Source organism: Demequina sp. NBRC 110054 (genome assembly GCF_002090115.1).
In the GTDB taxonomy this organism is placed as follows: Bacteria; Actinomycetota; Actinomycetes; order Actinomycetales; family Demequinaceae; genus Demequina.
The window spans coordinates 232,769-258,581 of record NZ_BBRK01000006.1 but is presented as its reverse complement, the minus strand read 5'-3'; the positions used below and the strand labels follow the sequence as shown (position 1 = coordinate 258,581).

The window sequence follows — 25,813 nt, the reverse complement described above, 5'->3', positions numbered from 1 at the left end:
TCCCGGCTTCGGGGCCGCGCAGTCGCTCAGGACTCGTCGCGGAACGGTTCCCCGTCGTAGGGGTCGTTGCCGTACGGGCGGTTGCCGTACGGATCCTCGCGGTAGGGATCGAGCGCCTGGAGCGAGGCGATGTGGAGGTAGGCGGCCGACCTGGTTGCCTCGCCCGCCTTGACGCCGGCCTTCGCCGTGGCGTTCGCGGTGGCACGGGAGGCCGCGACCGCGCCCTGGGTGAGCGTGCGCGCGCCCTGGCCCGCGTGGCGGGCGGCATTCTGGCCGACGGCCCAGGCCGCGGCGACGGGTCGCGGCGCGGTGCTGCCGGTGCGGCGCGACCACTCCTCGCGCTTGGCGCGCAGCTGCTGGCTGCGCTCGAGCGCGGTGCGGACGCTGCGCGCGACGCCGAGCCGGCGCAGCACCTTGGGGTCGACGGTGGCGATGATGGTCGCGGCGACGCCGGTGAGCACGAGAGAGAGCAGCGGCAGGGCGGCGAGGCCCATCGACGCGAGGACGATGCCGCCGAGGACCGGGCCGAGCGCCGCGCCGGAGTTCGCGGTGACCATGAACGTGCTGGCCCCGACGTCGGTGCGCCAGGGGGTGTGGCGCATCGCCCAGTTGAGCAGCGCGGCGACCAGCACGGCCCAACCTGCGGCCTGGAAGATCTGGCCGCCGACCGCTCCCCAGACCGTGCCGGTGGCGAGCAGCACCCAGGCCAGGCCGATGCCGATGATGCCGAGCCCGACGCTGTGGACCGCGCGGCGCGCGAGCAGGGGGCCGATCGCGAGCGTGGAGGCCACGCCGATCACCCCGCCGAGCGCGAAGAGCGCGGGCAGCGTGGACGACGGCATGCCTGCCACCTCGCCGAAGTAGGACGCGATGTACGTCCAGGTCGAGGACATGGCGACCTGGACGGTGAAGGTCACCGCGAGGACGCGGAGGAAGTGAGCCATCGACGGGACGTCTCCGCGCGTGTGCTCGGCGGCGGGGGGCTCGTCGTCCGGCTCGGCGGAGTCATCCTTCACCGGGCCGGGGAGCGTGAGCGCGAGCGCGATGGCAAGGACGACTCCGATCGCCGCGAACGCCCAGTACGGCGCCTGCCAGCCGATTCGCTCTCCCGCGATCGTCACCAGAGGCGTGCCGATGACGCCCGCGGCGGCGCCGCCGACCATGATGCGGGTCACCGTCATGGCCCGCAGGTGCGGGGCGAAGAGGTTGGCCGCCGTGGGCGCGACGAGCGCCCAGAACAGGGCGTGGGCGGCGGCGGAGACGATGCGCCCGCCGGCCAGCTGCACGAAGGTGCCCGCGGTCGCGGCGATCGTCACGCCCGTGGTCCACAGCGCGAGCGTGGCCGTGAGCGTCGTGCGGGGCGCGAGCCGTGCGGTCAGCAGCGTGAGCGGCACCGCCGCGATCACGACCGTGAGCGCGAAGGCGGTCGCGAGCAGGCCGACCTGCGCGACGGGCACGCCGAGGCCGCTCGCGATCGCGGGGCTGAGCGCGATGATCGACGCCTCGTTGGCGCCGGTCGCGAAGGCGCCGGCGGCGAGGACGAGCAGCGCGAGCTTCGCGCGGCGGGGGGACAGCGTGAGCGCCGCGAGCGAGCGGTGGGCACGCTCGGGCTCGTCGATGACGACGGCCTCGGTGCCCCCGAGGACGGGGATCGCTGCGGTCGTGGGCTCGTGCTCGTGGGGCCCGGCGGGGCCGGGCCGCGCGTCGGGCGCGTGCGCGAGGAGCGCGTCGAGCCCGGGCAGCTCCAGGGTGCGGGTGTTCGAGGACAATTCAGGGCTTCCAATGCGGGGACGAAGGCAAGGGGACGAGCGCCTGACCCGCTGGCGACGGGGGCGGCGCGTGAAGGGCAACGCCGCCCGGCCGGATCGCGTGGATCCTGAGATAGGTGCAACCAGTGACTCCAGCGTAGATATTCCAGGCGACGCGTGTCGAGTACCCGGTGATGCGTCTCACATCACCCGGTGCCCGGGCGAAGGCTCGCCCGCTACACTTGACCCACCAGCGTCGACCCGGCCATCACCGGCGAGCTTGCGGAAGAAACCCGTGGCATGAGTATCGGGGAGTAGAACCGCACGGGCAGCCCGTCACAGCGTCCGTCCCGTGGAAGCGGGGCACGAGCGGCCGCGATCCGCCTGCACGGCAGGGGAGAGTGGCAAGCGAGGTGGTACCGCGCGAGCGGACCGGTCACGGCCGGCCCCGAGCGTCCTCGCAGAGCGGCCCTGAGGCAGCCAGCCCCACGGCCCCCGAGTCGACGCACCGCCAGACGCACCACCGAAGGACAGCCTCCACATGGCCGACGCCCGCTATCCGCTCCACCGTCCCGACGCCGAGGTCCCCGCCTCGCCGAGCTTCCCCTCCATCGAGGAGGACGTGCTCGCGTACTGGAAGGAGGACGGCACCTTCCAGGCGTCGATCGACAACCGAGCCGACGCGGAGGAGTTCGTCTTCTACGACGGCCCGCCGTTCGCCAACGGCCTGCCGCACTACGGCCACCTCCTCACGGGCTACGTCAAGGACGTCGTGCCCCGCTTCGAGACGATGCGCGGCAAGAAGGTCGAGCGTCGCTTCGGCTGGGACACCCATGGCCTTCCCGCGGAGCTCGAGGCCGAGCGCATCCTTGGCATCACCGACAAGTCGCAGATCGAGGAGATGGGCATCGCCCAGTTCAACGACGCCTGCAAGACCTCGGTGCTGAAGTACACGAAGGAGTGGGAGGAGTACGTCACCCGCCAGGCCCGCTGGGTCGACTTCGAGAACGACTACAAGACGCTCGACGTGACCTTCATGGAGTCCGTCATCTGGGGCTTCAAGACGCTGTACGACAAGGGCCTCGCGTACGAGGGCTTCCGCGTGCTGCCGTACTGCTGGCGCGACGAGACGCCGCTGTCCAACCACGAGCTCCGCATGGACGACGACGTCTACGCGATGCGCCAGGACCCCGCGCTCACCGTGACGTTCCCGCTCGTCGACGGTCCCGGTGACCTGGCGGGCGCCGAGCTGGTCGTCTGGACCACGACGCCCTGGACACTGCCCAGCAACCTCGCCGCTGCCGTCGGCGCCGACATCGACTACGTCGTCGTCCGCCCTGTCGAGGGCGCGTTCGCGGGCCGCAAGCTCGTGTTCGCCGCCGCGCGAGTCGGGATGTACGCGCGTGAGCTGGGCGAGGGCTTCGAGACCCTCGCGACGGTCAAGGGCGCGGACATCGACGGGCTTCAGTACACGCCCCCGTTCCCGCACTTCGTGGGCAACGACAATGCGCACCGCGCCTGGACCGCCGACTTCGTCTCGACCGAGGACGGCACCGGGCTCGTGCACTTGGCCCCCTACGGTGAGGACGACCTCGCGCTGCTCGGCGTCAAGGGCGTGCACCCCGTCGAGACCGTCGACGCGAAGGGCCGCTTCACGTCGCTCGTGCCGGAGTACCAGGGAATTCAGGTCTTCGAGGCGAACAAGCAGATCATCGCCGACCTCAAGGAGGCCGGCGTCGTCGTCCGCCACGAGACGTACGACCACAGCTACCCGCACTGCTGGCGCTGCCGCAACCCGCTGATCTACAAGCCCGTGAGTTCGTGGTTCATCCGCGTGACCGAGTTCCGCGACCGCATGGTGGGCCTCAACGAGGACATCACGTGGGTGCCCGAGCACATCAAGCACGGCCAGTTCGGCAAGTGGCTCGAGGGCGCGCGCGACTGGTCCGTGTCCCGCAACCGCTACTTCGGCACCCCGATCCCGGTGTGGATCTCGGACGACCCCGAGCACCCGCGCATGGACGTCTACGGCTCGCTCGCGGAGCTCGAGGCCGACTTCGGCCGGCTCCCGCTCGACGAGAACGGGGAGCCCAACCTGCATCGTCCCTACATCGACGACCTCACGCGCCCCAACCCTGACGACCCGACCGGGCAGTCGACGATGCGTCGCATCCCCGACGTCCTGGACGTCTGGTTCGACTCGGGCTCGATGCCGTTCGCGCAGGTGCACTACCCGTTCGAGAACCGCGAGTGGTTCGACAGCCACAACCCGTCGGACTTCATCGTCGAGTACATCGGCCAGACGCGCGGCTGGTTCTACGTGATGCACACGCTCGCGACCGCGCTGTTCGACCGCCCGGCGTTCACCACGTGCATCTCCCACGGCATCGTCCTGGGCGACGACGGCACCAAGATGTCCAAGTCGCGCCGCAACTACCCGGACGTCAACGAGGTGTTCCACCGCGACGGCTCCGACGCGATGCGCTGGTTCCTCATGGGCTCGCCGATCCTGCGCGGCGGCAACCTGATCGTCACCGAGCAGGGCATCCGCGAGGGCGTTCGCCAGGTGATGCTGCCCCTGTGGTCCACGTACTACTTCTTCACCCTGTACGCGGGCGCCGCCAACAAGGGCGCCGGCCTGCTCGGCAAGAAGGTCATCCCCGAGCGCATCGCGTCGCTGCCCGTGATGGACCGCTACATGCTTGCCAAGACGGCCGAGCTCGTGGACACCGTCACCGCGCAGATGGACGCGTTCGACGTGCCCGGTGCGTCGGACGAGCTCGCCCAGTACATGGACCTGCTCACCAACTGGTACGTCCGCACGCAGCGCGACCGCTTCTGGGACGAGGACCGCGACGCGTTCGACACGCTCTACACCGTGCTCGAGACCGTGTCCCGCCTCGCGGCGCCGCTCCTGCCCCTCACGACCGAGGAGGTCTGGCGCGGGCTCACGGGCGAGCGCTCGGTGCACCTCACCGACTACCCCGTGTGGTCCAGCCAGTGGCACGACCACACCCTCGGCGCCACGATGGATCAGGTCCGCGAGGTCGTCTCCTCGGCGCACGCGCTGCGCAAGAAGGAGCAGATCCGCGTGCGTCAGCCGCTGCCCGCGCTCGAGGTGGCCGTGGCCGACCCCGAGGCGCTCGCGCCGTACGCCGACCTCATCGCGTCCGAGCTCAACGTCAAGGCCGTGGCGCTCGTCACGGAGGCCGCGTTCACCGAGGCCAACCCCGTCGAGCGCCGCCTCACCGTCAACGCCCGCGCGGCCGGCCCGCGCATCGGCAAGAACGTCCAGGCGGCGATCAAGGGCTCCAAGACCGGCGACTGGTCGGAGACCGACGGGGTTGTCACCTCGGGCGGCATCGACCTGGTCGAGGGCGAGTACGAGCTCGTCACGGTGATCGGCGGGGAAGGGGACGATGCGCTGGTCGCCTCGGTGCTCGCGGGCGGCGGCTTCGTCGCGCTCGACACCGTGCTGACCCCCGAGCTCGAGGCCGAGGGCTTCGCGCGCGACCTTATCCGCGCGATCCAGGACGAGCGCAAGGCCGCGGGCCTCAACGTCGGCGACCGCATCGTCCTCACGCTCACGGTGCCCGCCGAGCGCGTGGCGGCCGTCGAGGCGCACCGCGAGCTCATCGCGGGTGAGGTGCTCGCGACCTCGCTCGAGGTGGCCGAGGGCGAGCAGTCCATCGCCGTGGCGAAGGCCTGACCGAAGCGATTCTCGACGAGGAGGACGACATGACGGTGCTGATCACGGCAGGCGAGCTTGCCGAGGAGCTCGCGGGGCCGAACCCGCCCCTCGTGCTGGACGTGCGCTGGGCGCTCACCCAGCCCGACGGGCGTGCCGATTTCGAGGCCGGCCACGTGCCCGGCGCCGTCTACGTCGACCTCGAGACCGAGCTGTCGACCCACGGCGAGCCCACCGCCGGTCGTCATCCGCTGCCCACGCGCGAGCGACTCGAGGAGGCGGCGCGCGCGTGGGGGCTCAACGACGGCGTGCGCGTCGTCGTGATGGACGGCGGACCGTCCTTCGGCGCCTCTCGCGCGTGGTGGCTGCTGCGTCACGCGGGGGTCGACGTGAGGATCCTCGACGGCGGTTACCCGGCATGGGCCGAGCTCGCGCTGCCGATCGAGGCGGGCCCCGCGATGCCCTTCGCGGGCCACGCGACGCTGTCGTGGGGTCACATGCCCGTCATCACCGCGGACGAGGCGGCCTCCTACGAGGGCCTGCTGCTCGATGCGAGGGCGGGCGAGCGCTACCGGGGCGAGGTCGAGCCCATGGATCCGGTCGCGGGGCACATCCCGGGCGCCGTCAACGCGCCGACCACCGAGAACTCCGAGCTCGACGGCAGGTTCAAGCCCGCCGCTGCGCTCGCGGAGCGCTTCTCCGAGCTGCGGACCGAGCCGGGGGCGATCGCCGTCTACTGCGGCTCGGGAGTCACCGCCGCGCACCAGATCGCGGCGATGGAGATCGCCGGGATCTCGGACGTCGCGCTGTACCCCGGATCGTGGTCCGCGTGGTCGAATCAGGGCCGCCCGGTGGCGACCGGCGCGACGCCCTGACCTTCGTCCCGCGGCCCCGTGTCATCTCGTGTCATGATGAGGGAACGACACGAGATCGGGGGGTCTCATGGGGGCAGGAGCGCGCGAGGAAGACGCGATCGCAGGCAGTCGTGAAGGCGACGCGCGACAGCATCATCTGACCGACCACGCGAGGGACTGGGGCGAACGCATGCCCCGGGTCACGCTCGCCAATCTCTTCGCCGCGACGGGCGTCGTGCTCGTCCTCGCGGGACTGCTGCTGCGCTGAAGGGCCCTGCCGGCGACGCGCGTCGGCGCACTGTAGGGCCGTGCGCCCAGCGCCGCCCGACCTACAGCGTGCCGGCCAGGATCAGCCTGACCGCGGCCATCGTGAGCCGCTCGTCCACCGCGTAGCGACGTCCGTCCAGCGTGTGGATCGGACGCAGCAGGAAGCCCGAGTCGGCGAGCCACAGGGCGTCCGCCGTCGCGAGCTCGTCGTGGTGGATGTCCCGGTACTCCGTCTTGAGGCCGAGAGACTCGAACGCCTCGAACGCGGCACGCTGCGCGGTCCCGTGGAGCAGCCCGCCCGTGACGGCGGGCGTGACGATGACCTCGCCCTGCCGCAGCAGCAGCGTCGAGCGCGGCGCCTCGAGCACATAGCCGTCCGTCGTGACGAAGAGCACCTCCTCGGCGCCGAGCGTGCGCGCGTGACGCAGCGCCGCCATGTTCACCGAGTACGACAGCGTCTTCGCACCGATCGTGAGCCACGGCGCCTCGTTGCCGATCCCGAGCGGGTAGCCGCGCGACAGCGTCACCGCCGAGGTGCCGTTCTCGCGCGCCTCCGTGGGATCCGGGAAGCCGTACGTGAGCGCGAAGCCGAGCGGTCGTCCTGGCGGCGCGACGAGCGCGTCCTCCTCGCCCCGCGTGTAGACGATCTTGCACAGCGCCGTCACCGGTGGTCGGCCGACCTTGTCGAGGAACTCGTTGACGGACAGCGTGATCGCCATCCTGAATGCCGCGAGGTCGGGGCTCGGCAGGTCCATGAGTCGCGCCGACTGGGCGAGCCGCTCGAGGTGGGGCTCGAGGTCGAGCATCCGGCCGTGGTGCACGCCGACCGTCTCGAAGACGCCGTCGCCTCGCGTGAGGCCGAGGTCCGTGGCCGTCGCGATCGGCGTCTCTGGGTCGATCAGCACCGTCTGCTCGGGCGGCATCCCGAGTGCCGGAGTGCCACAGAGGGCGAGTGTGCGCATGAGCATCCCTTCGACCCTGCCAACCTATCGTCTGCCCGGCGCTACGTGCGAGGATGGGCAGGAAGAGAGGGGATCTCGATGGCAGCGGCGGCGGGGTGGCGCATCGTCCGTGGACGGGCGCGGTACTGGGACGGCTCGCAGTGGGTCGGGGGAGACTTCGATCCCGAGACCGTCTCGCCCCAGCTGCTCGCGGAATCGTCCGGCGTCGCGGCCCCGTCGGTCGCGCGCTCCTACGAGTCCACGACGTCCCCGAGCGTCGAGACGCAGGTCTCCAGCTCGTCGCCCTCGTCCGCGTACGGCGGCATGACCGTCGCGCCCGCGCCGCCCGGCACGCCCCCTCCGGCGCCTGGCGCCCGGCCAGGGCCGCCCTCGGGACGACCGCTGACCCCTCCTCCGGCATCGTCCCCGGCCGCTGGCGCATCGTCCCCTCTGCCGCGCGCGCCGCTGGGGGCCAACAAGCCCGAGATCCCCGCCCGCCAGGCCGATGCGGGACGCAAGGTCAAGCGCCTGGTCTTCTTCATCGTCGGCGGCTGGATCCTCATCCAGGTCATCGGAGGGCTGCTCGGTCAGCTCAACTGACGCGCGCCTCGATGACAATGCGGTGAACGGGTCCGTGAGAACGTTCCCTGGGCCTTGGAAAGATCGTTTTTAGCAGGGACGATGCTGTGCCTGGGGAGCGCTTCGAAATTCGCTCCCGAGAATGGTCACGAGCATGCCTCGGCGTGCCCCAGAATTGCCCGGTGACCACCGCAGGTTTCCCCCAGATCAGCCTCTCCGAGGCCGAGCGCGAGATCGACGCGCACATCTTCGCCCGCCACCCCGAGGCCGATCACGAGGCCAAGCTTCTGCGCGTCTCCGAGGCGCTCGGGATGCTCGGAGATCCGCAGCACGCGCTGCGGATCGTGCACGTGACAGGGACGAATGGCAAGACGTCCACCAGCCGCATGATCGAGTCGCTCCTGCGCGCCTCGGGGCTGCGCACTGGCCTGTACACGTCGCCGCACCTCACGACCCTGCGCGAGCGCATCCAGATCGATGGCCGACCGCTCCCTCAGGAGGACCTCATCCGGCTGTGGCAGCGGGTCGCGCCCGCGATCCACGCGGTGGACGCGGGCTCGCTCCAGCGCGGCGGCCCCCGCATGAGCTTCTTCGAGGTGCTCACCGTGCTCGGGTTCGCGGCCTACGCCGACGCCGCCGTCGACGTCGCGGTGATCGAGGTCGGCATCGGCGGGCGCAGGGACGCGACCAATGTCGGCGACGGGCGCGTCGCGGTCCTCACCCCCATGGCCCTCGACCACGACGGCTACTTCACGGGCGGCCTGCCCGGTGTGGCGTCGGAGAAGTCGGGGATCATCAAGCCGGGCGCGGCGGTCGTCTCGGCTCTTCAGCAGGACGAGGCCGCGGAGATCATCGGCGCGGCCGCGACCGACCGTGGCGCCTCCGTGTTCTGGGAGGGCGCGCACATGAGCGTGGAGTCGCGTCGCGTCGCACCCGGCGGACAGGTCGTCACGCTGCGCACCGCCGCGGCGACCTACGAGGACGTGCACGTGCCGCTGCACGGCGACTTCCAGGCGCAGAACGCCCTCACCGCGCTCGCGGCCGTGGAGGTGACGCTCGGCGACGGGATCCCGCGCTCGCTCGACGCCGACGTCGTCGCACGCGGCTTCGCCGCCGCGACCTCACCCGGACGGCTCGAGGTCATCGCCGCCGACCCGATCGTCGTCGGCGACGCCGCGCACAACCCGCATGGCATCGAGGCCCTGTCGCGCTCGCTGCACGAGGCCTTCGGGCTCACCCGGGTGATCGGGGTCGTCGGCGTGCTCGCCGACAAGGACTACGCGGGGATCCTCGACGGCCTCGCGCCGATCCTGGACCATGCCGTCGTCACGCGCACCGAGTCGCGACGCGCGCTCGCGGTCGACGTGCTCGCCGCGCAGGCCCGCGCGTCGCTAGGGGAGGAGCGCGTCACCGTCGCGCCCGACGTCTCGAGCGCCCTCGCCGAGGCACGAGCCCTCGCGGCCGCGCACGGCGAGGGAGCGGGCGTGCTCGTCGCCGGGTCGATCACGCTCGTGGGCGAGGCGCGCCGCGAGCTCGCCGCGCAGGCGATGGCCCCGGTCACCGAGGCGACGCTGCCGATCGCGCGGGGCCAGGATCACGGCGCGTCAGACGGAACGGCGGAGCCGCAGCCAGCCTGAACGCGGGCGGCAGTCCCGCGAGGCGAGCGATGCCCGCAGGGGTCGAGAAGGCTACGACAGGTCCTCGCCCTGGCCGCACGTGCCGACGCCGACGCCGCTGTTGGCGTTGTACTGGTATCCGGTGCCGGAGGCCGACAGCACGAAGACGCAGAAGCCCGTCGAGCCGCCGCTCGCCCCTCCCAGGGTGACTCCGTCGGGCATCGCGACGGTCTCCGACCAGTTCCCGTCATAGAGGACGATGACGGCCCCATCGGTGTCCTGCCACAGTTGGGGCAGGTCGCTCGCGGGGTCCTCGACGAATCCCGTGGCGATCGCGACGCCCAGCTCCGCGACCGCGGCCTGCGCCTGCGCATCCTCTGCCTTGTGCTGCTGGTTCAGGAAGATCGGGATCGCGACCGCTGCGATCAACCCGAGCAGCATGAGGCTTCCGATGACGATGCCGAGGGCCAGCAGCACCTTGCCGGCGGCGCCCGCGCCCGTCCGAGGCGCAGGCGGCGCGACGGCCACCGCGCTTGCCCCGGGGGCAGGGGAGACGTGCTGGGTCCAGGCGGCGCCGTCCCAGTACCGCATCGTCCCCGGCATGGTCGGATCGGCGTACCAGCCTGCGGGCGGCGTGTGCTCCATGAGGTCCCCCTTCAGCCCGTCCCCCCTGGACGGTGGCGCCAGGCTAGCGGTCCGGGGTGCGGTGCGCCAGCGTCAGGAGCAGCTGCCCTCCGAGGGCGACCCGCCGGGTTCTCCCTGGTACGAGGTGCCGCTGGCGGAGGTGACCCACACGCACCAGTCGGTGGCGTCCTTGCCTGTGAAGCCGCCGAGCTCGACTCCGGACGAGGTGCCGACCTCGGTGCTCTCGCCCGAGGCGCCCTCGATGAGGTAGACGCTTCCGTCGGACGTGACCGTCGGCATCTCCCCCGAGGCGTCCGCCGCCACGAACGCGGTGATCGCGGTCTGGAGCAGCCGGACATCGCTCTGCGCCGCCGTGTCCTCGGCCTCATCGATGCCGGCGGTCGTCGACTCGCTCGCCTCCTCGATGCCGGTGAGCAGCGAGGGCGCGAACCACCACACGGCTGCGCCGCCCGCGACGACGACGAGGAGGATCAGGAGCAGCACGAGCATCCTGGGGGAGCGGCCGCCGCTCGGCACGGTCGGGGTCGGCTGTGACGTCGGCGCGGGGATGTACGCCCCGACTGCCTGGGTCTCGTGTCCGGTGGGGTCCGGGTCCGGGGTGCTGTCCTCGGTCGGCTCGGGCGCGGAGCTCTGTTGCTGCGAGGCGGAGGCGTCGGGCGGTGCCCCTGCGGATCGGGCCTGCACCGCAGTCGGCGCGGGCGGCTCGGGTCCGTCGAGCGACGCGGTGTGCTCGGTCCACTGCGCGCCGTCCCACCATCGGGCCATGCCGGGCGCGGACGCGTCCTGATACCAGCCGGCCTCCGGCGTCGTCTCGGTCATCTCGCCCCCTCAGCCGTCGGTGCTGGACGTTGCCGCCAGGGTAAGCCGCCGACTCCTGGTCGTGCCAGAGATGCACCTGGTCTGATGCTCGCGCGCGCATGGGACACTGGTGCGCATGACAGACCTGGACCTCGGCGGACTGTCGCTCGACGAAGCCGAGCGCGAGATCTACGCCCACATCATCAGTCGCAACCCGGAGCATCGCTTCGAGCCCACCACGGACCGCGTGCGCGCGGCGTGCGGGGCCCTCGGCGACCCGCAGAGCTCGTTCCGCGTCGTGCACCTCACGGGGACGAACGGCAAGACGTCGACCGCGCGCATGACGGAGTCGCTCATCCGCGAGCACGGCCTGCGCACGGGCCTGTTCACGTCGCCGCACCTCACCTCGGTGCGCGAGCGCATCCAGATCGACGGCGAGCCGATCGGCCAGGAGGACTTCATCCGCCTGTGGACCGACGTCGCCCCGATCATCCACATGGTCGACGCCCGCTCCCAGCAGGACGGCGGACCGAGGCTCAGCTTCTTCGAGGTGCTCGTGGTCCTCGCGTACGCGGCCTTCGCCGACGCCCCCGTGGACGTCGCGGTCATCGAGGTCGGCATGGGCGGTGTGTGGGACGCGACCAACGTGGCCGATGCCGACGTCGCCGTGATCGGCCCGGTCGCCATGGATCACCAGGACTTCCTGGGCGACAGCCTGGTCGACATCGCTGCCGAGAAGTCGGGGATCATCAAGGACGGCTCCGTCGCCGTGATCGCCGAGCAGTCCGAGCCCGTCGTCCCCGTCCTGCGCGAGGCCGTTCAGGAGCGCGCCGCATCGTCCCTGTGGGAGGGCGACCAGATCGAGGTCGTCGATCGTCAGCCGGGGGTGGGCGGCCAGCTCGTGACGCTGCGCACGCCCGCGGCGACCTACGCCGAGATCTTCGTCCCGCTCTACGGCGCCCACCAGGCGCACAACGCGCTGCTCGCGCTCGCGGCCGTCGAGGCGCTCATGGCGGGCGGGGGACAGCCCCGCGCGCTCGTCGGCGAGATCGTCGAGGCCGGCTTCGGGGCCGTCGCCTCGCCGGGCCGGCTCGAGGCCGTGCGCACCTCCCCGATGATCCTGGTCGACAGCGCCCACAACCCCCACGGGGTCGACGCGCTCGTCGATGCGCTCGACGAGTCCTTCGTCTTCAAGGCCCTCGTCGGTGTCGTGGGCATCCTGCAGGATAAGGACGCCGAGGGGATCCTCGCCGGCCTCGAACCCGCCCTGGACCACATCGTCATCACCGCATCGTCCTCGCCCCGCGCCATTCCCGCCGACGAGCTCGGCACCCTCGCGGTCGAGGTCTTCGGCGAGGACCGGGTGACGATCGAGCCGAGCCTGCCCGACGCGATCGACGCGGCGGTCCAGCGCGCCGAGCGCGACCACGACATGGGTGCAGGCGTGCTCGTCGTCGGCTCGGTGACCCTCGTCGCCGACGCCCGCATCCTCCTCGACGCCGACAAGCGCAAGGGCGCGGGCCAGGCCCGATGAGCGACACCCAGCCGCGGGCGCAGAGGCCCGCCGTCCTCGTCTTCACGCAGACCGTCCTCGCCCTCCAGGCCTTCGTCGCGCTGTTCGCGGCGCTCACGGTCTTCGGTCTGGCGAAGGCCGACACGCTGTCCGACCACTCCTACGGCGTCGTGCTGGGCATGCTGCTCGGCGGCTTCGTGCTCATGCTCCTGCTGCTCCTCGCGGCCGGCGTGCAGCAGCGGCCCTGGGGTCGCTGGCTCGGCTGGCTGCTGCAGGTGCCGATGCTGGTGGCGGGCCTCGTCGTGCCCGCGATCGCCGCGCTCGGCGTGGTGTTCCTCGCGCTGTGGATCACCGCGCTGCGCCTCGGCGGACGCATCGACCGCGAGCGGTCCGAGCGCGCGCAGGCCGCTGCCGCTACGGTGGAGCGCGGCGAGACCGCGACCGAGGGAGACCAGGCATGAGCATGTCCCGTCTGATGTGGACCATGGGCGGCCTCACGGCCGCCGGGATGCTCGGCATGACGATGATGTTCTGGGCGCTCGAGCGCACGGTGCTGCTGACGTTCGCCGCGGGCGCCGAGAGCAACCCGCCGGCGCGGATCTACTTCATCCTCTTCATCGGGCTGTCGCTCATGAACGTCGCGGCCTTCCTCGCGATGCTCCAGTGGTCACGGTTCCTGCGCGAGAACCCCGACACGAAGCAGGTGCCGATGTGGGCGCTCGGGCTCGTGAGCGCCTTCGCGGTCGCCGCGCTCGTCACGGCGGTCGCGACGCATGCCGCGTACGTCCGCTCGCTCGACTCGGTCCCGGTGGACCCCAACCAGGGCTACGTCGCATTCCAGGTCGTGATGGGGATGTTCGTCGCCGTGAGCCTCGTGCTCGCCGCGGTGCGCTGGGCCCCGGGCTACAAGCACACCGCCGTCAGGTCCTGAGCCCCACGAGGGAAGGCGACGGTCGCATCGTCCCTGTGACGTGGGACGGCCGACAGCAGGCCGCGCCCGGGAGCGTCAGACGACGACGGCCGACGTGACCTCGTAGTCCGCGAGCGCCAGGCGCCCGGGGATGTCACCGATCTCCATCAGGAAGCTGAAGCGCACGCTCGCCGCGCCCGCGCGCTCGAGCATGTCCGCGACGGCGCGAGCCGTGCCTCCCGTCGCGAGCACGTCGTCGATCACGAGCACGTGCTTGCCCTCGATGCCGTCGGGGTTGATCACGAGCTCCGAGGCGCCGTACTCGATGGTCGCGTCGGCCTCGAGCAGCTCGCCGGGCAGCTTGCCCTTCTTGCGCACCATCGTCATGCCGACGTCGAGGGTCTGCGCGACGACCGGCGCGAAGATGAAGCCGCGTGCATCGACGCCCGCGACGATGTCGACCTCGGCGTCGCGCGGGGGCATCAGGGAGATGCACGCCTCGCGGAAGCGCTCAGGGCTGGCCAGGATCGGCGCGATGTCGTAGAACAGGATCCCCTCGACGGGGAAGTCGGGGTACGTGTCGAAGTCATCGAGCGTGATCATGGCTCCCATCCTGGCACGACGACGCACGGTAGGGTCGCGGCTATGGAGCGCACGCTGATTCTGGTCAAGCCCGATGGGGTCCACCGCGGCCTCTCCGGGGAGATCCTGCGACGCATCGAGGCCAAGGGATACCGCCTGGTGGCCGTCGAGCTGCGGCAGGCGACCCCCGAGATCCTCGGCAGGCACTACGAGGAGCACGCCGGCAAGCCGTTCTTCGAGCCGCTGGTCGAGTTCATGCTGTCCGGCCCGACCCTGGCGATCGTCGCCGAGGGTCAGCGTGTGATCGAGGGCTTCCGCTCGCTCGCGGGCGCGACGGACCCGACCACGGCGGCGCCCGGCACGATCCGCGGCGACCTGGGCCGCGACTGGGGCCTCAAGGTCATGCAGAACCTCGTGCACGGCTCCGACTCGCCCGAGTCGGCCGAGCGCGAGATCGGCATCTGGTTCCCCGAGCTGTAGGCGCTCTGCGGGCAGGTATCCTCACCGGGCGGCGCGTCATCCCCCACGCGGCAGTCCCCCCACGCGGCGGTCCTCGGACGCCGCGGTCCCCGAACGCTGAGGAGCCCCCATGCGCGACAACCTTGAGAACGGCCTGGAGAAGGCGCTCTTCGCGAGCCGCTGGCTGCTGGCCCCCATGTACGTCGGCCTCGTCGTCGGCCTGCTCGTCGTGCTCGCGAAGTTCTTCACGGCGCTGTGGAAGCTCGTCGCCGGCTTCAGCCTCAAGACCGAGGCGGAGGACATCACGGTCGACCTGCTGTCGCTGATCGACATCGCGCTGCTGGGCAACCTCATCGTCATCGTGATCTTCGCGGGCTACGAGAACTTCGTGTCGAAGATGAAGGCGGCCGAGGACTCCGAGGACCGTCCGTCCTGGATGGGCCACGTCGACTTCTCGGGCCTCAAGATGAAGCTCATCGGCTCGCTGGTCGCGATCTCGGTGATCCTCCTGCTCAAGGACTTCGTCGCGGTCGAGGGCGCGGGCGAGGACTACGACTACACGGGCATCGCGTGGCGCATTGGCCTGCACTTCACCTTCGTGCTGTCGGGCGTGCTGTTCGCGCTCATGGACTACATCGGCGCCAAGCGCCAGGTGCTGCTCGCGGAGGCGCACGATGCGCACCCGTCGGTGCAGGCTCCTCACCTCGACGAGGTCGAGTAGCGACACGGACGATGCTGGGGCCGGATCGTCGAGGCAGCCGGACGATGCGGCGGCCGGGTCGTCGCGGCACGTGGACGATGCCGCGGTCGCGCGGTCTCGGCCGTCGCCCGGTGAGCGTCCCCGGCTCGCACCCGCGGTTCCCCTAGACTCCCGACCATGCATCTGAAGACGCTGACGCTGCGAGGCTTCAAGTCCTTCGCGTCGGCGACGACCCTCGAGTTCGAGCCAGGCGTGACGTGCGTGGTCGGACCGAACGGGTCCGGCAAGTCCAACGTCGTCGACGCGCTCGCCTGGGTCATGGGCGAGCAGGGGGCCAAGACCCTGCGCGGCGGCAAGATGGACGACGTCATCTTCGCCGGCACCTCCGGCCGCGCCCCGCTGGGCCGCGCCGAGGTCTCGCTCACGATCGACAACACCGACGGCGCGCTGCCGATCGACTACTCCGAGGTCACGATCTCCCGCACGCTGTTCCGCTCTGGCGGCTCGGAGTACGCGATCAACGGCTCGCCATGCCGCCTGCTCGACATCCAGGACCTGCTGTCCGACTCGGGCCTGGGCCGCGAGATGCACGTCATCGTCGGCCAGGGCCAGCTCGACGCCGTGCTGCGCGCGACCCCCGAGGACCGCCGCCACTTCATCGAGGAGGCCGCAGGCATCCTCAAGCACCGCCGCCGCAAGGACAAGGCGCTGCGCAAGCTCGACGGGATGCAGGCCAACCTCACGCGCGTCCAGGACCTCACCGCGGAGATCCGCCGCCAGCTCGGCCCGCTCGGCAAGCAGGCCGAGGTCGCACGACAGGCGCAGACCATCCAGGTGCAGGTGCGCGACGCGAAGTCCCGCCTCATCGCAGACGACCTCGCGCAGCTCACCGGCAGGCTCGAGCAGGACAAGGCCGACGAGTCGGCGCTCACCGAGCGCCGCGAGGCCGTAGAGAAGGCGATGCAGGAGGCGCGCTCGCGCCTCGCGGAGCTTGAGCGCGTCGCGGCCGAGGCCACTCCCGCGCTGACCCGGGCCAACGACCTCTTCTACCGCCTCAGCGCGATCCGTGAGCGGCTGCGCAACCTCGCGAGCCTCGCCGACGAGCGCCTGCGCATGCTCGGCCACCAGGTGGAGCAGGTGCCGACCGCGGACCTGGTCGACATGGACGAGCAGGTCGAGCGCGCCAAGGCCGCGCGCGCCGAGCTCGACGCCGAGGTCGCCGCCGCGGCCGCCGAGCTCGAGGCAGCGGAGGCCGCGCGCAAGGAGGCCGAGGACACCGCCTACACGTCCGAGCGCCACCACGCGAACCTCCTGAGGGCGATCGCGGACCGCCGCGAGGGCGTCGCGCGCATCGCGGGCCAGGTCGCGGTCAAGCGCTCGCGCGTCGAGGCGACCGAGGACGAGCTCGGCCGGCTCCAGGAGCAGCTCGCCGCCGCGAACAAGCGCGCGCACGAGGCCACGACCGAGTTCCAGGCCCTCGAGACCACGGTCACCTCCGTCGAGGAGGGCGAGGAGGACCTCGACGAGCAGCACGAGGTCGCGACCGAGCGCTGGGACGCCGCGAAGCAGGCGCTCGCGGACCTCAAGGACGCGCTCAACGCCGCGATGCGCGAGCGCGACACGTGGGCCGCGAAGGCCGAGGCCCTCGAGATGTCGCTGGCCCGCAAGGACGGCGCGGGCGCGCTGCTCGCGGAGGGCGTGCGCGCGGTGCGCGGCACGGTCGCCGCGCTGATCGAGGTGTCGGGCGATGCCGAGGACGCGATCGCGGCGGCCCTGGGCCCGCTCGCGGAGGCGCTCGCGGTCGACACGGTCGAGGACGCCGTGGACGCGATCCGGTGGCTGCGCGACGAGGACGCGGGCCGTGCCCGCTTCGTGGTCGCCGACGCCGACGCGCGCCCGACCAACCCGGACTTCTCGCTTCCGGAAGGCGCGGCCTGGGCGTCGGACCTGGTCTCCGGCCCCGAGGGCATCGTCGACACCGTGCGCGCGACCGTGTCCGGCGTGGCAGTGGTCGACGATCTCGTCGCCGCGCGCACGCTCGTCGCCGCCCACCCCGAGGTCACCGCGGTGACGCGCAGGGGAGACCTGCTGTCCGGCCGCGGAGCATACGGAGGTGCGGGCGAGGCGCCGAGTGTCCTGCACATGCAGGCGGCGCTGGACGATGCGCGTGAGGCCAGGGACGCCGCGGCCCGGAGGGTCGAGTCGACGGGCTTCGAGATCCGCACCGCGGAGGAGGAGTCTCAGGCCGCGCACTCGCAGTTTCAGCTCACGCTCGATCGCCTCAACGAGTCCGACGCCAAGATGTCCGCGGTCGCCGAGCAGCTGGGGCACCTCAACGCGTCCGCGAGGGCCGCCCGCGCCGAGGCCGAGCGCGTGCAGGTGCAGCTCGACCAGGCAGCCGAGCGCATGACCGCGGACCAGGAGGCGCTCACCGAGCTCACCGATCGGCTCGCCGCCGCTCAGGAGGAGCCCGAGCAGTTCGAGGCCGACGTCAACGAGGCGCAGGAGAACCGTGCCGCCGACGCGCGCGCCGCGACCGCGGCGCGTGCGCGCGAGACCGAGGCGAGGCTCGCGCTGCGCACGAGCGAGGAGCGGGCGCGGGCGCTGGCCGCGCGCGCCGAGAGCCTCGAGCGCGCCGCCGAGGCCGAACGCGACGCTCGGGCCAGGGCGGCCGAGTCCGCCGCGAGGCGTGAACGCCAGGCCGCTGCGGCCAGGGAGGTGCTCGCGGGCGCGACCGAGGCGATCGAGGCGATCGACGTCTCCGTCCAGCGCGCCGACGATGCGCGCGCCGAGGCCGAGCTCGCGCGCAGCGAGCGCTCGGGCGAGCTCACCACCGTCCGCCGCGCGGTCGACGAGTACGCGCAGGAGCACGCGCGCCTCACCGACGACGCGCATAAGGACGAGGTCGCCCGGGCCCAGATGCGGGTGCGCCTCGAGCAGCTCGAGCAGCGCGCGATCGACGAGCTCGGCGTGGATCCCTCGCAGCTCGTCGAGGAGTTCGGCCCGCATCTGCCCGTGCCGATGTTCGGCCCCGTCGGCGACGCCGCGCGCGACGCGGCCATCGCCGCCGCGGCAGAGTCGGGGGAGGAGCTGCCGGAGGACTTCACTCCTACCGAGCCCTTCGTCCGCGAGGTCCAGGAGAAGCGCCTGCGCCAGGCCGAGCGCGCGATGAACCAGCTTGGCCGCGTGAACCCGCTCGCACTCGAGGAGTTCGCGGCGCTCGAGGAGCGGCACAAGTTCCTGCAGGACCAGCTCGCGGACATCAAGTCCTCGCGCGAGGACCTGCTCGAGATCGTGAAGGAGATCGACGAGCGCGTCGAGCAGATCTTCACCAAGGCGTTCGAGGACACCGCCGCGCAGTTCGACAGGGTCTTCCCGCGGCTGTTCCCTGGAGGCGAGGGGCGGCTGGTCCTCACCGACCCCAAGCACATGCTCACCACGGGCATCGAGGTCGAGGCCCGTCCCGCGGGCAAGAAGGTCAAGCGGCTGTCGCTGCTGTCGGGCGGCGAGCGCTCGCTGACCGCGGTCGCGCTGCTCGTGTCGATCTTCAAGGCCCGCCCCAGCCCGTTCTACGTGATGGACGAGGTCGAGGCCGCGCTCGACGACGTGAACCTCGGGCGCCTGCTCGAGATCTTCACGGAGCTGCAGGAGGACTCGCAGCTCATCGTCATCACGCACCAGAAGCGCACGATGGAGATCGCCGACGCGCTGTACGGCGTCACGATGCGCGGCGACGGCGTCACGACCGTGATCTCGCAGCGCCTGCGCGACGACGACGCGGCGTAGGCCGCGCCTCGCCCGGACCGCGCAGCCCACCTGGCCCGCACGGCCGACGAGACCCTCGCATCGTCCCTACTGCTCGGCGACGACCCTGAGGTCGTAGTCGGCCGCATCGTCGTCGAAGAACGTGGTAACCGCGAGGAGCAGCGTGCCCTCGGGGAAGACGCGATCGATCGCGGGGTCGGTGTTCGCGAGCGAGGTCGCGTCGGGGTCCGTGTCGGTCCATGCGACCCGCACGGCCTCGCCGTCCACGAACTGCACGACCTCGAGCACGAGGTCCTGCTCCGCGAGCGTCGCCGCCTCGATGCGCAGGCGCTGCTGGGACGGGTTGTCGAGGCACACGTACTGCTGCGCCCCGTCGATCGTGACAGCGTCGCCCACGCCGATCTGCGTCGTGTCCGCGCACTCGGCCTCGGTGACGCCGTCGATCACGGTGCTCACCGCTCCGGTGCGCATGACGGAGCCGGCGGGGCCCGCGTAGAGGGTCATGTCGCCCGCGTCGGTGCCGAACCACGCGGTCGCCGAGATCAGGTAGGTGCCCGGCTCGAGGTCGATCGTGATCTCGGGGTCGTAGTCGAAGACGTCGTCGTTCGACTGGAGCACCTGCGCGACGCCATCGTCGTCGAACGCGGAGATCGCGAGCGTGAGGTCGGGCCCGCCCTCGTCGGGGGTGACGTCCGCATGCGACTCGGCCCCCGCGACCAGGAACGTCGCCTCGGTGACCTCGAGGCACAGGTACGGGGCGTCCCCGTCGGTCTCGAGCGAGGCCTCGTCCGTGAACAGCGGCACCTCGCCGCCGCATTCGGCGAGCGTGGGGGTCGCCACCGCGGTGGTCGTGGTCGCATCGTCGCCCGCCGCGAGCGTCGACGTGTACACGAGGAACGGCGGTGCCTCGGTCCCGTCGAGCGCCGTCGCGTAGCCGACGTAGGCGCCCGGCTCGACGACGACGGTCACCACGGGGTCCGCCCCGAGCGACGTGTCCGCGGTCGCGAGCACGGCGCCGTCCGGGGTCTCGAGCGACAGCGCGAGGCTCTCGCCCTCCTCGAGGGTCGCGGCGCCGACCGTGAGCTCGGTCCGCTCGTCGATCACCAGGCAGAACGGGCTGCCTGGCTCCACGACCTGGCCGTCGAGCTCGAGCGCGACGGCGTCGACGGGGGAGCAGTCCGCTGCCGCGGTCGTCGAGGAGCTCGCCTCGGACGTGGCCTGTCCGGCGTCGTCGTCCACGGCCCTCCAGAGCAGGTATGTGCCCCCGAGGAACACGGCGAGCGCGAGGGCCGCCGCGAGGATCGCGTAGAATGTCCGAGTATTTCCGGATCCGGGCGTGGGGGCGTCGTGGTGGCCTGAAGGCAGGCGATCGGCGGACTCCGGCATGGGTGGAGCGTATCCCGCATGCCGATCGTTCACGCTCATGGAAGGCCCGGAATGTCCCGTTTCCCCTCGTCGTCCCGACCGGGTGGAGCGAGGACGGCCTCGTACCCGACCACGAGAGGACTCATCCCGCTGTGATCTCGTTCCAGGACATGGAAGCCACGCTGCTCCTCGCAGTCGCGCTCTCCGTCATCGTCATCGTCGTCGCCGCCCTCTCCGAGGGCCGCGGCGAGCATCTTCTCGACCTGATCCAGCGGATGCGGCAAGGGAACGCGCCACAAGAGGGCATCCTCGAGCACGAGGTCCCGCGCGAGGGCTACGAGTGGTCCGTCGTCGGCAGGCTCGACTCGCCGACGCGTGACGAGGACGGCGACCCCCGGCCGCGCCTCAAGGACGTCGTCGCGGTCAAGGATCGACTTCCCGCGGTCAAGGACAGGCTCCCTGCAGTGAAGGACCGCCTGCCCGAGGTCAGGAGCGCCCTGCCCGCGCTCAAGGACCTGCCGGTGCTGCGCTCCCTCGCGGCCCCGCAGGAGGCTCCCGTGGACACGACCGGCACCCCGGTGCTCGCCGACACCGCGAGCCGCTGACGCCCCGCATCGTCTGACAGACTGGGCCCGTGGACGTCACATGGATTCCTGGAGACGCTGACCTCGTCGTCATCCTCGTCGCCGTCGCGGCGATCGGAGGAGGCGCGTTCGCGCTGCTGCGGCGGCCAGGGGGAGGGCAGCGACCTCCTGCCGCCCCGCCGACCGCCGAGCAGCCCGCTACCTCGACCGCTGTCGAGGAGGCCCCCGCCGAGGAGCCCGGACGGACGCTCGTCGCACCCGAGGCACCTGAGTCGCGGCTCGCGCGCCTGCGCTCGCGCCTGTCAGGAGGCTTCGGCGCGACGCTGCTGGCGATCTTCTCCCGCGACTCGCTGAGCCAGGACGACTGGGACGAGCTCGAGGAGACGCTGCTTGCCGCCGACGTCGGCGCCGCCTCGACTGACGTGCTGCTCGAGGACCTGCGGGCGCGCCTCAAGGCCGAGCCCGAGGCCGAGCCGCTCGCGCTCCTGCGGCAGGCGCTGCTCGACGTGGTCGACCCTTCGCTCGACCGCTCGCTCGACCTCACCGGCGCCGAGGGCATGCCTGCGACCGCAGTCGTCGTCGGAGTGAACGGCGTCGGCAAGACGACGACGGTGGGCAAGCTCGCGCGCGTGCTCGTGGCCGAGGACAAGACGGTCGTGCTCGGCGCTGCCGACACCTTCCGCGCCGCCGCCGCCGATCAGCTCGAGACGTGGGGCTCGCGGGTGGGCGTGCCCGTCGTGCGCTCGGACCGCGAGGGCGCCGACCCCGCGTCCGTGGCCTTCGAGGCCGCCCAGACGGGCAAGGAGCAGGGGCTCGACGTTGTGCTCGTCGACACCGCCGGCCGGCTCCAGAACAAGGCCGGCCTCATGGACGAGCTCGGCAAGATCGTGCGCGTGGTGTCGAAGGTGAGCCCGCCGAGCGAGGTGCTGCTCGTCCTCGACGCCACGACGGGTCAGAACGGGCTCACGCAGGCGCGCGTGTTCGGTGAGGTCGCACCCCTGACGGGCATCGTCCTCACGAAGCTCGACGGCACGGCTCGCGGCGGCATAGTCGTGGCCGTGCAGCGCGAGCTGGGCGTGCCCGTGAAGTTCATCGGCCTGGGCGAAGGCGAGGACGATCTTGCCCCGTTCGACGCCGAGCAGTTCGTGGACGGTCTGCTCGGGCAGTAGCAGGTCGGTTCGGGTGATACGTCACCCGGTGACGGTCCGCGCGGCCATTGTCCCAACGTGTGAGATCCGCAACACACCTTTTACTCGGATGCCACCCCTGTAACAGTCCCGAAACACAGGGGCAGTTCAGGTGTAACAGTTCTGCGGGAGGGTCTTCCTTGACTAGCCGAAGGGTTAGCGAAAGGGAGAAACACAATGGAAGACGCAATGGCTTACGCCGACGGCGTCGGGGCGGTCGCATGGCTCCTCGTGTCGGCTTCGCTGGTGCTGCTGATGACGCCTGCTCTGGCGTTCTTCTACGGCGGCATGTCGCGCAGCAAGTCTGTTCTGAACATGATGATGATGAGCTTCGGCGCCATGGGTGTCGGCATGCTCGCGTGGGTGCTGGTCGGCTACTCGCTGTCCGCCGGCGAAACCGTCAACGACATCATCGGTAGCCCCACCTACGACTTCGGCATGATCTCGACGCTCGAGTCGATGGACGCGACCGCGATCATCTCCGCCGGCTTCGGTGCGACCTTCGCGATCATCACCGTCGCGCTGATCTCCGGTGCGGTCGCCGACCGCATGAAGTTCGGTGCCTGGATGCTCTTCGCGTTCGTCTGGGTCATCCTCGTCTACGCGCCCGTGTCGCACTGGGTGTGGGGCGACGGCTTCGCCGCTCTCCTCGGCCCCGACGGCCCGTGGTTCGAGTCGCTGCCCGGACCGTATGACTTCGCGGGCGGCACGGTCGTCCACATCAACGCCGGTGTCGCTGCGCTCGTCCTCGCGCTTCTGCTCGGGGTCCGCAAGGGCTTCGGCAAGGAGCCGATGCGTCCGCACAACCTGCCGTTCGTCATGCTCGGCGCCGCGCTGCTGTGGTTCGGCTGGTTCGGATTCAACGCTGGTTCGGCGTTCGCCGCGGACGGCTACGCCGCCCTCGCGTGGGTCAACACCACCACCGCGACCGCGCTCGCCATGCTCGGCTGGCTCCTGACGGAGAAGGTCCGCGACGGCAAGCCGACCTCGCTCGGTGCCGCCTCCGGTGTGGTCGCCGGTCTGGTCGCCATCACCCCGTCGTGCGCCTCGGTCGACACCTGGGGTGCGATCGTCATCGGCTTCTTCGCCGGTGTGCTCTCGGCGCTCGCGGTCGGCCTGAAGTACAAGCTGGGCTACGACGACTCGCTCGACGTCGTGGGTGTCCACCTCGTCTCCGGTCTGTGGGGCACGCTCGCCATCGGTCTGGTCGCCTCGGGCGCCATCAACGGCGACGCTGGCCTGTTCTACGGTGGCGGCCTTACCCTGCTGGGTGTCCAGGCACTTGCCGCCCTCGTCGTGATCGTCTACTCGGCGGTCATGACCCTGATCATCGGTCTCGCGATCAAGTACACGATCGGACTGCGTGTGGCCGAAGAGGTCGAGGTGGCAGGCATCGACCTCGCCGAGCACGGCGAGACCGCTTACGAGGAGGCTGTGTAACCCATGAAGCTCGTGACCGCAATCATCCAGCCGCACCGCGTCGACGAGGTCCGCGCAGCCCTTGAGGCTGCCGGCGTCAAGGGCGTGACTGTCTCCGAGGCTGCCGGCTATGGCCGCCAGAAGGGACACACCGAGGTCTACCGCGGTGCTGAGTACACCGTCGACCTGGTCCCCAAGACCCGTCTTGAGGTCCTCGTCGACGACGCCGACGCCGCGACCGTGACCGAGGCCATCGTCTCGGCCGCGCAGACCGGCAAGATCGGCGACGGCAAGGTCTGGGTCGTCCCGGTGGACGACGTCGCCCGGGTTCGCACCGGCGAGCACGGCGCGGACGCTCTGTAAGGAGCCACACCGCATATGCCGAGCCGGGACGGTCAGTTCCGTGAAGGCTCGGACGCTGAGGTCCCGCATCCCGAGGGGGTGCGGGACCTCAAGCGTCTGAGGCGGGAGCTGGCTGACACGCTGTACCGGGACGGAGCTCCCGGGAAGTACCGCCGTCAGGCGCTGACCGACCTCACCATCGCCGCCCTCTCGGCGCACTGGGACGAGGCCGCGGACGGGCTGACGGAGGGGATCGCGCTGGGGGCCGTCGGGTCGCTGGGTCGGGGGGACTCGGGACCGTACTCGGACCTCGACGTCGTGCTCATCCACGACGGCCGCACGCTCAAGTCCGACGAGGTCGCCGAGCTCGCGCAGCGGCTCTGGTACCCGATCTGGGACGCGGGGCTCGAGCTCGACTACTCGTCGCGCTCGCTCACCGAGGTGCGCCAGGTCGCGTCGAAGGACCTCGCCGCGGCCTCCGGCCTGCTCGACCTCAAGCCGGTCGCGGGCGACAAGGAGCTCGCGCAGCGCGCGCGGTCCCTCATCTATCAGGATTGGCGCGCCGCGGCGCGCAAGCGCCTGCCCGAGCTGTTCGCCGCGTCGAAGGCGCGCGCCGAGCGGCACGGCGAGCTGGCCTACCTGATCGAGCCGAACCTCAAGGAGGCCCGCGGAGGCCTGCGCGACCTCGTGAGCCTCACGGGCCTGTCGGCGACGTGGCTCACCGACCGGCCCCACGGTGCGGTCGATGAGGCCGGCGCGCACGTGATGGACGTGCGCGACGCCATCCAGATGGAGGTCGGCCGCCCGCAGAACGTGCTGGGCCGACACCTCGCCGACGAGGTCGCCGCGCTCATGGGCCACGACGACCCCGACGACCTGCTCGCGTCGCTGGCCGAGGCGGGCCGAGAGATCTCCTACGCGCTCGACATGACCGAGCGCGGCGCGCGCCGCTCGCTCGAGCGCTCCGGCGTCGGCTCTCGCGCGTTCCTCGCGCGACGCCGTGCCCGCGCGCCTCGCCACACGGTGGTCGCCACGGGGCTCATCGATGTGGACGGCGAGCTCGCGCTCGCCCCCAGCTACGACGCGACCTCCGACGCGCTGCTGCCGCTGCGGGCCGCGGCCACCGCGGCATCGACAGGGCTCACCATCACGCCGACGCTGCTCGCGACCCTGCAGCGCTGCCCCGCGCTGCCCGACCCCTGGCCCGAGGAGGCGCGCGAGCACCTGCGCGAGCTGCTGCGCGGCTCGGCCCATCTGATCGCGGTCTGGGAGGCCATCGACCTCGCCGGCCTGATCGTGCGGGGCCTGCCCGAATGGCAGGGGGTCCGCAACCGTCCGCAGCGGAGCCCGATCCACCGCTTCACGGTCGACCGCCATATGGTCGAGTCCGTCGTCCTCGCCGCGAAGATGCGCAAGTACGACATCGATCACGACCTGCTCCGCTTCGCGCTGCTGGTCCACGACATCGGCAAGCGACCAGGGGCCACGGACCACTCGATCGACGGTGCAGTGCTCATCCCCGAGATGGGCCGTCGCCTCGGGCTCTCGCCGCAGACCATTCATGACGTCGAGCTGCTCGTCCGCCAGCACCTCACCCTCGCGAACCTCGCCACGACCGAGGACCCCGAGGATCCGGCCACGATCGAGCGGCTGCTCGACGCGGTCGAGCATCGCGTCGAGCTTCTCGACACCCTGCGCGCGCTCACCGAGTGCGACGCGCGCGCCGCGGGCCCCAAGGCGTGGACCCAGTGGCGCGAGCAGCTGGTGAACACGCTCTACACGAGGGCGCGCGCCGTCGCCGTCGGCAGAGGCGAGGTCGGCGGCGCGTAGCCGGGGCGCCAGGTAGGCTGG

At 71.4% G+C, this 25,813-nt stretch carries 22 protein-coding genes; 16 read left to right on the top strand and 6 right to left on the bottom strand.

Annotation, left to right across the window (positions count from 1 at the left end; all coding sequences use genetic code 11):
* Window positions 1-26 precede the first annotated feature (26 nt).
* Entirely contained in the window at window positions 27-1,769 is a 1,743-nt protein-coding gene (locus tag B7K23_RS13865) for an MFS transporter (RefSeq protein ID WP_159451430.1), read from the bottom strand.
* Between the two features lie 520 nt (window positions 1,770-2,289).
* Between B7K23_RS13865 and ileS the strand changes: the two genes are divergently transcribed.
* The 3 genes from ileS to B7K23_RS13850 all read left to right on the top strand — a co-directional run bounded on the left by ileS (window position 2,290) and on the right by B7K23_RS13850 (window position 6,558).
* A complete protein-coding gene (gene ileS, locus B7K23_RS13860; protein WP_084127285.1) occupies window positions 2,290-5,457 on the top strand; it encodes an isoleucine--tRNA ligase in 3,168 nt (1,055 codons plus the stop codon).
* Window positions 5,458-5,486: 29 nt separating this feature from the next.
* On the top strand, window positions 5,487-6,311 hold the full coding sequence (locus B7K23_RS13855; RefSeq protein ID WP_084127284.1) for a sulfurtransferase: 825 nt from the start codon (window positions 5,487-5,489) through the stop codon (window positions 6,309-6,311).
* A gap of 67 nt (window positions 6,312-6,378) precedes the next feature.
* Window positions 6,379-6,558 (top strand): hypothetical protein, encoded by a 180-nt coding sequence (locus B7K23_RS13850; protein ID WP_084127279.1) that lies wholly within the window; start codon window positions 6,379-6,381, stop codon window positions 6,556-6,558.
* A gap of 61 nt (window positions 6,559-6,619) precedes the next feature.
* On the opposite strand, the gene B7K23_RS13845 is transcribed toward B7K23_RS13850, so the two are convergent.
* Window positions 6,620-7,519: an aminotransferase class IV gene (locus B7K23_RS13845; RefSeq protein ID WP_159451429.1), complete on the bottom strand. Its 900-nt coding sequence runs from the start codon at window positions 7,517-7,519 to the stop codon at window positions 6,620-6,622.
* Between the two features lie 78 nt (window positions 7,520-7,597).
* Between B7K23_RS13845 and B7K23_RS13840 the strand changes: the two genes are divergently transcribed.
* Both B7K23_RS13840 and B7K23_RS13835 read left to right on the top strand, forming a co-directional pair.
* Complete coding sequence (locus B7K23_RS13840) at window positions 7,598-8,098, top strand: hypothetical protein (RefSeq protein ID WP_084127275.1); 501 nt, start codon at window positions 7,598-7,600, stop codon at window positions 8,096-8,098.
* A gap of 161 nt (window positions 8,099-8,259) precedes the next feature.
* The gene (locus B7K23_RS13835; RefSeq protein WP_143338306.1) at window positions 8,260-9,714 is read left to right on the top strand and encodes a folylpolyglutamate synthase/dihydrofolate synthase family protein; all 1,455 of its coding nucleotides are present in this window, start codon (window positions 8,260-8,262) and stop codon (window positions 9,712-9,714) included.
* A gap of 51 nt (window positions 9,715-9,765) precedes the next feature.
* Here B7K23_RS13835 and B7K23_RS13830 read toward each other — a convergent pair whose 3' ends face one another.
* Both B7K23_RS13830 and B7K23_RS13825 read right to left on the bottom strand, forming a co-directional pair.
* A complete protein-coding gene (locus B7K23_RS13830; protein WP_084127271.1) occupies window positions 9,766-10,338 on the bottom strand; it encodes a DUF2510 domain-containing protein in 573 nt (190 codons plus the stop codon).
* Window positions 10,339-10,410: 72 nt separating this feature from the next.
* Window positions 10,411-11,157 (bottom strand): DUF2510 domain-containing protein, encoded by a 747-nt coding sequence (locus B7K23_RS13825; RefSeq protein ID WP_084127269.1) that lies wholly within the window; start codon window positions 11,155-11,157, stop codon window positions 10,411-10,413.
* A 115-nt stretch (window positions 11,158-11,272) separates the two neighbouring features.
* On the opposite strand from B7K23_RS13825, the gene B7K23_RS13820 reads away from it, so the two are divergent.
* Genes B7K23_RS13820 through B7K23_RS13810 form a run of 3 tightly spaced genes read left to right on the top strand, consistent with a single transcriptional unit; the run spans window position 11,273 to window position 13,580 of the window.
* A complete protein-coding gene (locus tag B7K23_RS13820) occupies window positions 11,273-12,670 on the top strand; it encodes a folylpolyglutamate synthase/dihydrofolate synthase family protein (protein ID WP_084127267.1) in 1,398 nt (465 codons plus the stop codon).
* Window positions 12,667-13,110: a DUF4233 domain-containing protein gene (locus B7K23_RS13815; protein WP_084127266.1), complete on the top strand. Its 444-nt coding sequence runs from the start codon at window positions 12,667-12,669 to the stop codon at window positions 13,108-13,110. The genes B7K23_RS13820 and B7K23_RS13815 overlap by 4 nt, the downstream gene beginning before the upstream one ends.
* Entirely contained in the window at window positions 13,107-13,580 is a 474-nt protein-coding gene (locus B7K23_RS13810) for a hypothetical protein (protein ID WP_084127265.1), read from the top strand. The genes B7K23_RS13815 and B7K23_RS13810 overlap by 4 nt, the downstream gene beginning before the upstream one ends.
* A 75-nt stretch (window positions 13,581-13,655) precedes the next feature.
* On the opposite strand, the gene B7K23_RS13805 is transcribed toward B7K23_RS13810, so the two are convergent.
* Window positions 13,656-14,162, bottom strand: a complete 507-nt coding sequence (locus B7K23_RS13805; RefSeq protein ID WP_159451428.1) for an adenine phosphoribosyltransferase — start codon at window positions 14,160-14,162, stop codon at window positions 13,656-13,658.
* A 42-nt stretch (window positions 14,163-14,204) separates the two neighbouring features.
* Between B7K23_RS13805 and ndk the strand changes: the two genes are divergently transcribed.
* From ndk to smc, 3 genes are all read left to right on the top strand, one after another.
* Window positions 14,205-14,621: a nucleoside-diphosphate kinase gene (gene ndk / locus B7K23_RS13800; RefSeq protein ID WP_084127263.1), complete on the top strand. Its 417-nt coding sequence runs from the start codon at window positions 14,205-14,207 to the stop codon at window positions 14,619-14,621.
* A 109-nt stretch (window positions 14,622-14,730) separates the two neighbouring features.
* Window positions 14,731-15,321 carry a TIGR00645 family protein gene (locus B7K23_RS13795; protein WP_084127262.1) on the top strand — a complete coding sequence of 197 codons (591 nt, stop codon included), beginning with the start codon at window positions 14,731-14,733 and terminating at the stop codon, window positions 15,319-15,321.
* A gap of 156 nt (window positions 15,322-15,477) precedes the next feature.
* A complete protein-coding gene (gene smc, locus B7K23_RS13790; protein ID WP_084127261.1) occupies window positions 15,478-19,086 on the top strand; it encodes a chromosome segregation protein SMC in 3,609 nt (1,202 codons plus the stop codon).
* A gap of 66 nt (window positions 19,087-19,152) precedes the next feature.
* Here smc and B7K23_RS13785 read toward each other — a convergent pair whose 3' ends face one another.
* Entirely contained in the window at window positions 19,153-20,451 is a 1,299-nt protein-coding gene (locus B7K23_RS13785; protein WP_084127254.1) for a hypothetical protein, read from the bottom strand.
* Between the two features lie 131 nt (window positions 20,452-20,582).
* Here B7K23_RS13785 and B7K23_RS13780 point away from each other — a divergent pair, with 131 nt between their 5' ends.
* The 5 genes from B7K23_RS13780 (at window position 20,583) to B7K23_RS13760 (ending at window position 25,792) form a co-directional block, all read left to right on the top strand.
* Complete coding sequence (locus B7K23_RS13780) at window positions 20,583-21,035, top strand: hypothetical protein (RefSeq protein WP_084127252.1); 453 nt, start codon at window positions 20,583-20,585, stop codon at window positions 21,033-21,035.
* 29 nt (window positions 21,036-21,064) lie between these two features.
* On the top strand, window positions 21,065-22,183 hold the full coding sequence (ftsY, locus tag B7K23_RS13775; protein WP_234996549.1) for a signal recognition particle-docking protein FtsY: 1,119 nt from the start codon (window positions 21,065-21,067) through the stop codon (window positions 22,181-22,183).
* A gap of 207 nt (window positions 22,184-22,390) precedes the next feature.
* Complete coding sequence (locus B7K23_RS13770; RefSeq protein ID WP_084127250.1) at window positions 22,391-23,641, top strand: ammonium transporter; 1,251 nt, start codon at window positions 22,391-22,393, stop codon at window positions 23,639-23,641.
* Between the two features lie 3 nt (window positions 23,642-23,644).
* Window positions 23,645-23,983 carry a P-II family nitrogen regulator gene (locus B7K23_RS13765; RefSeq protein ID WP_042215355.1) on the top strand — a complete coding sequence of 113 codons (339 nt, stop codon included), beginning with the start codon at window positions 23,645-23,647 and terminating at the stop codon, window positions 23,981-23,983.
* A 15-nt stretch (window positions 23,984-23,998) separates the two neighbouring features.
* Window positions 23,999-25,792, top strand: coding sequence for an HD domain-containing protein (locus tag B7K23_RS13760; protein ID WP_084127248.1), 1,794 nt, complete (start codon window positions 23,999-24,001; stop codon window positions 25,790-25,792).
* Window positions 25,793-25,813: the final 21 nt, after the last annotated feature.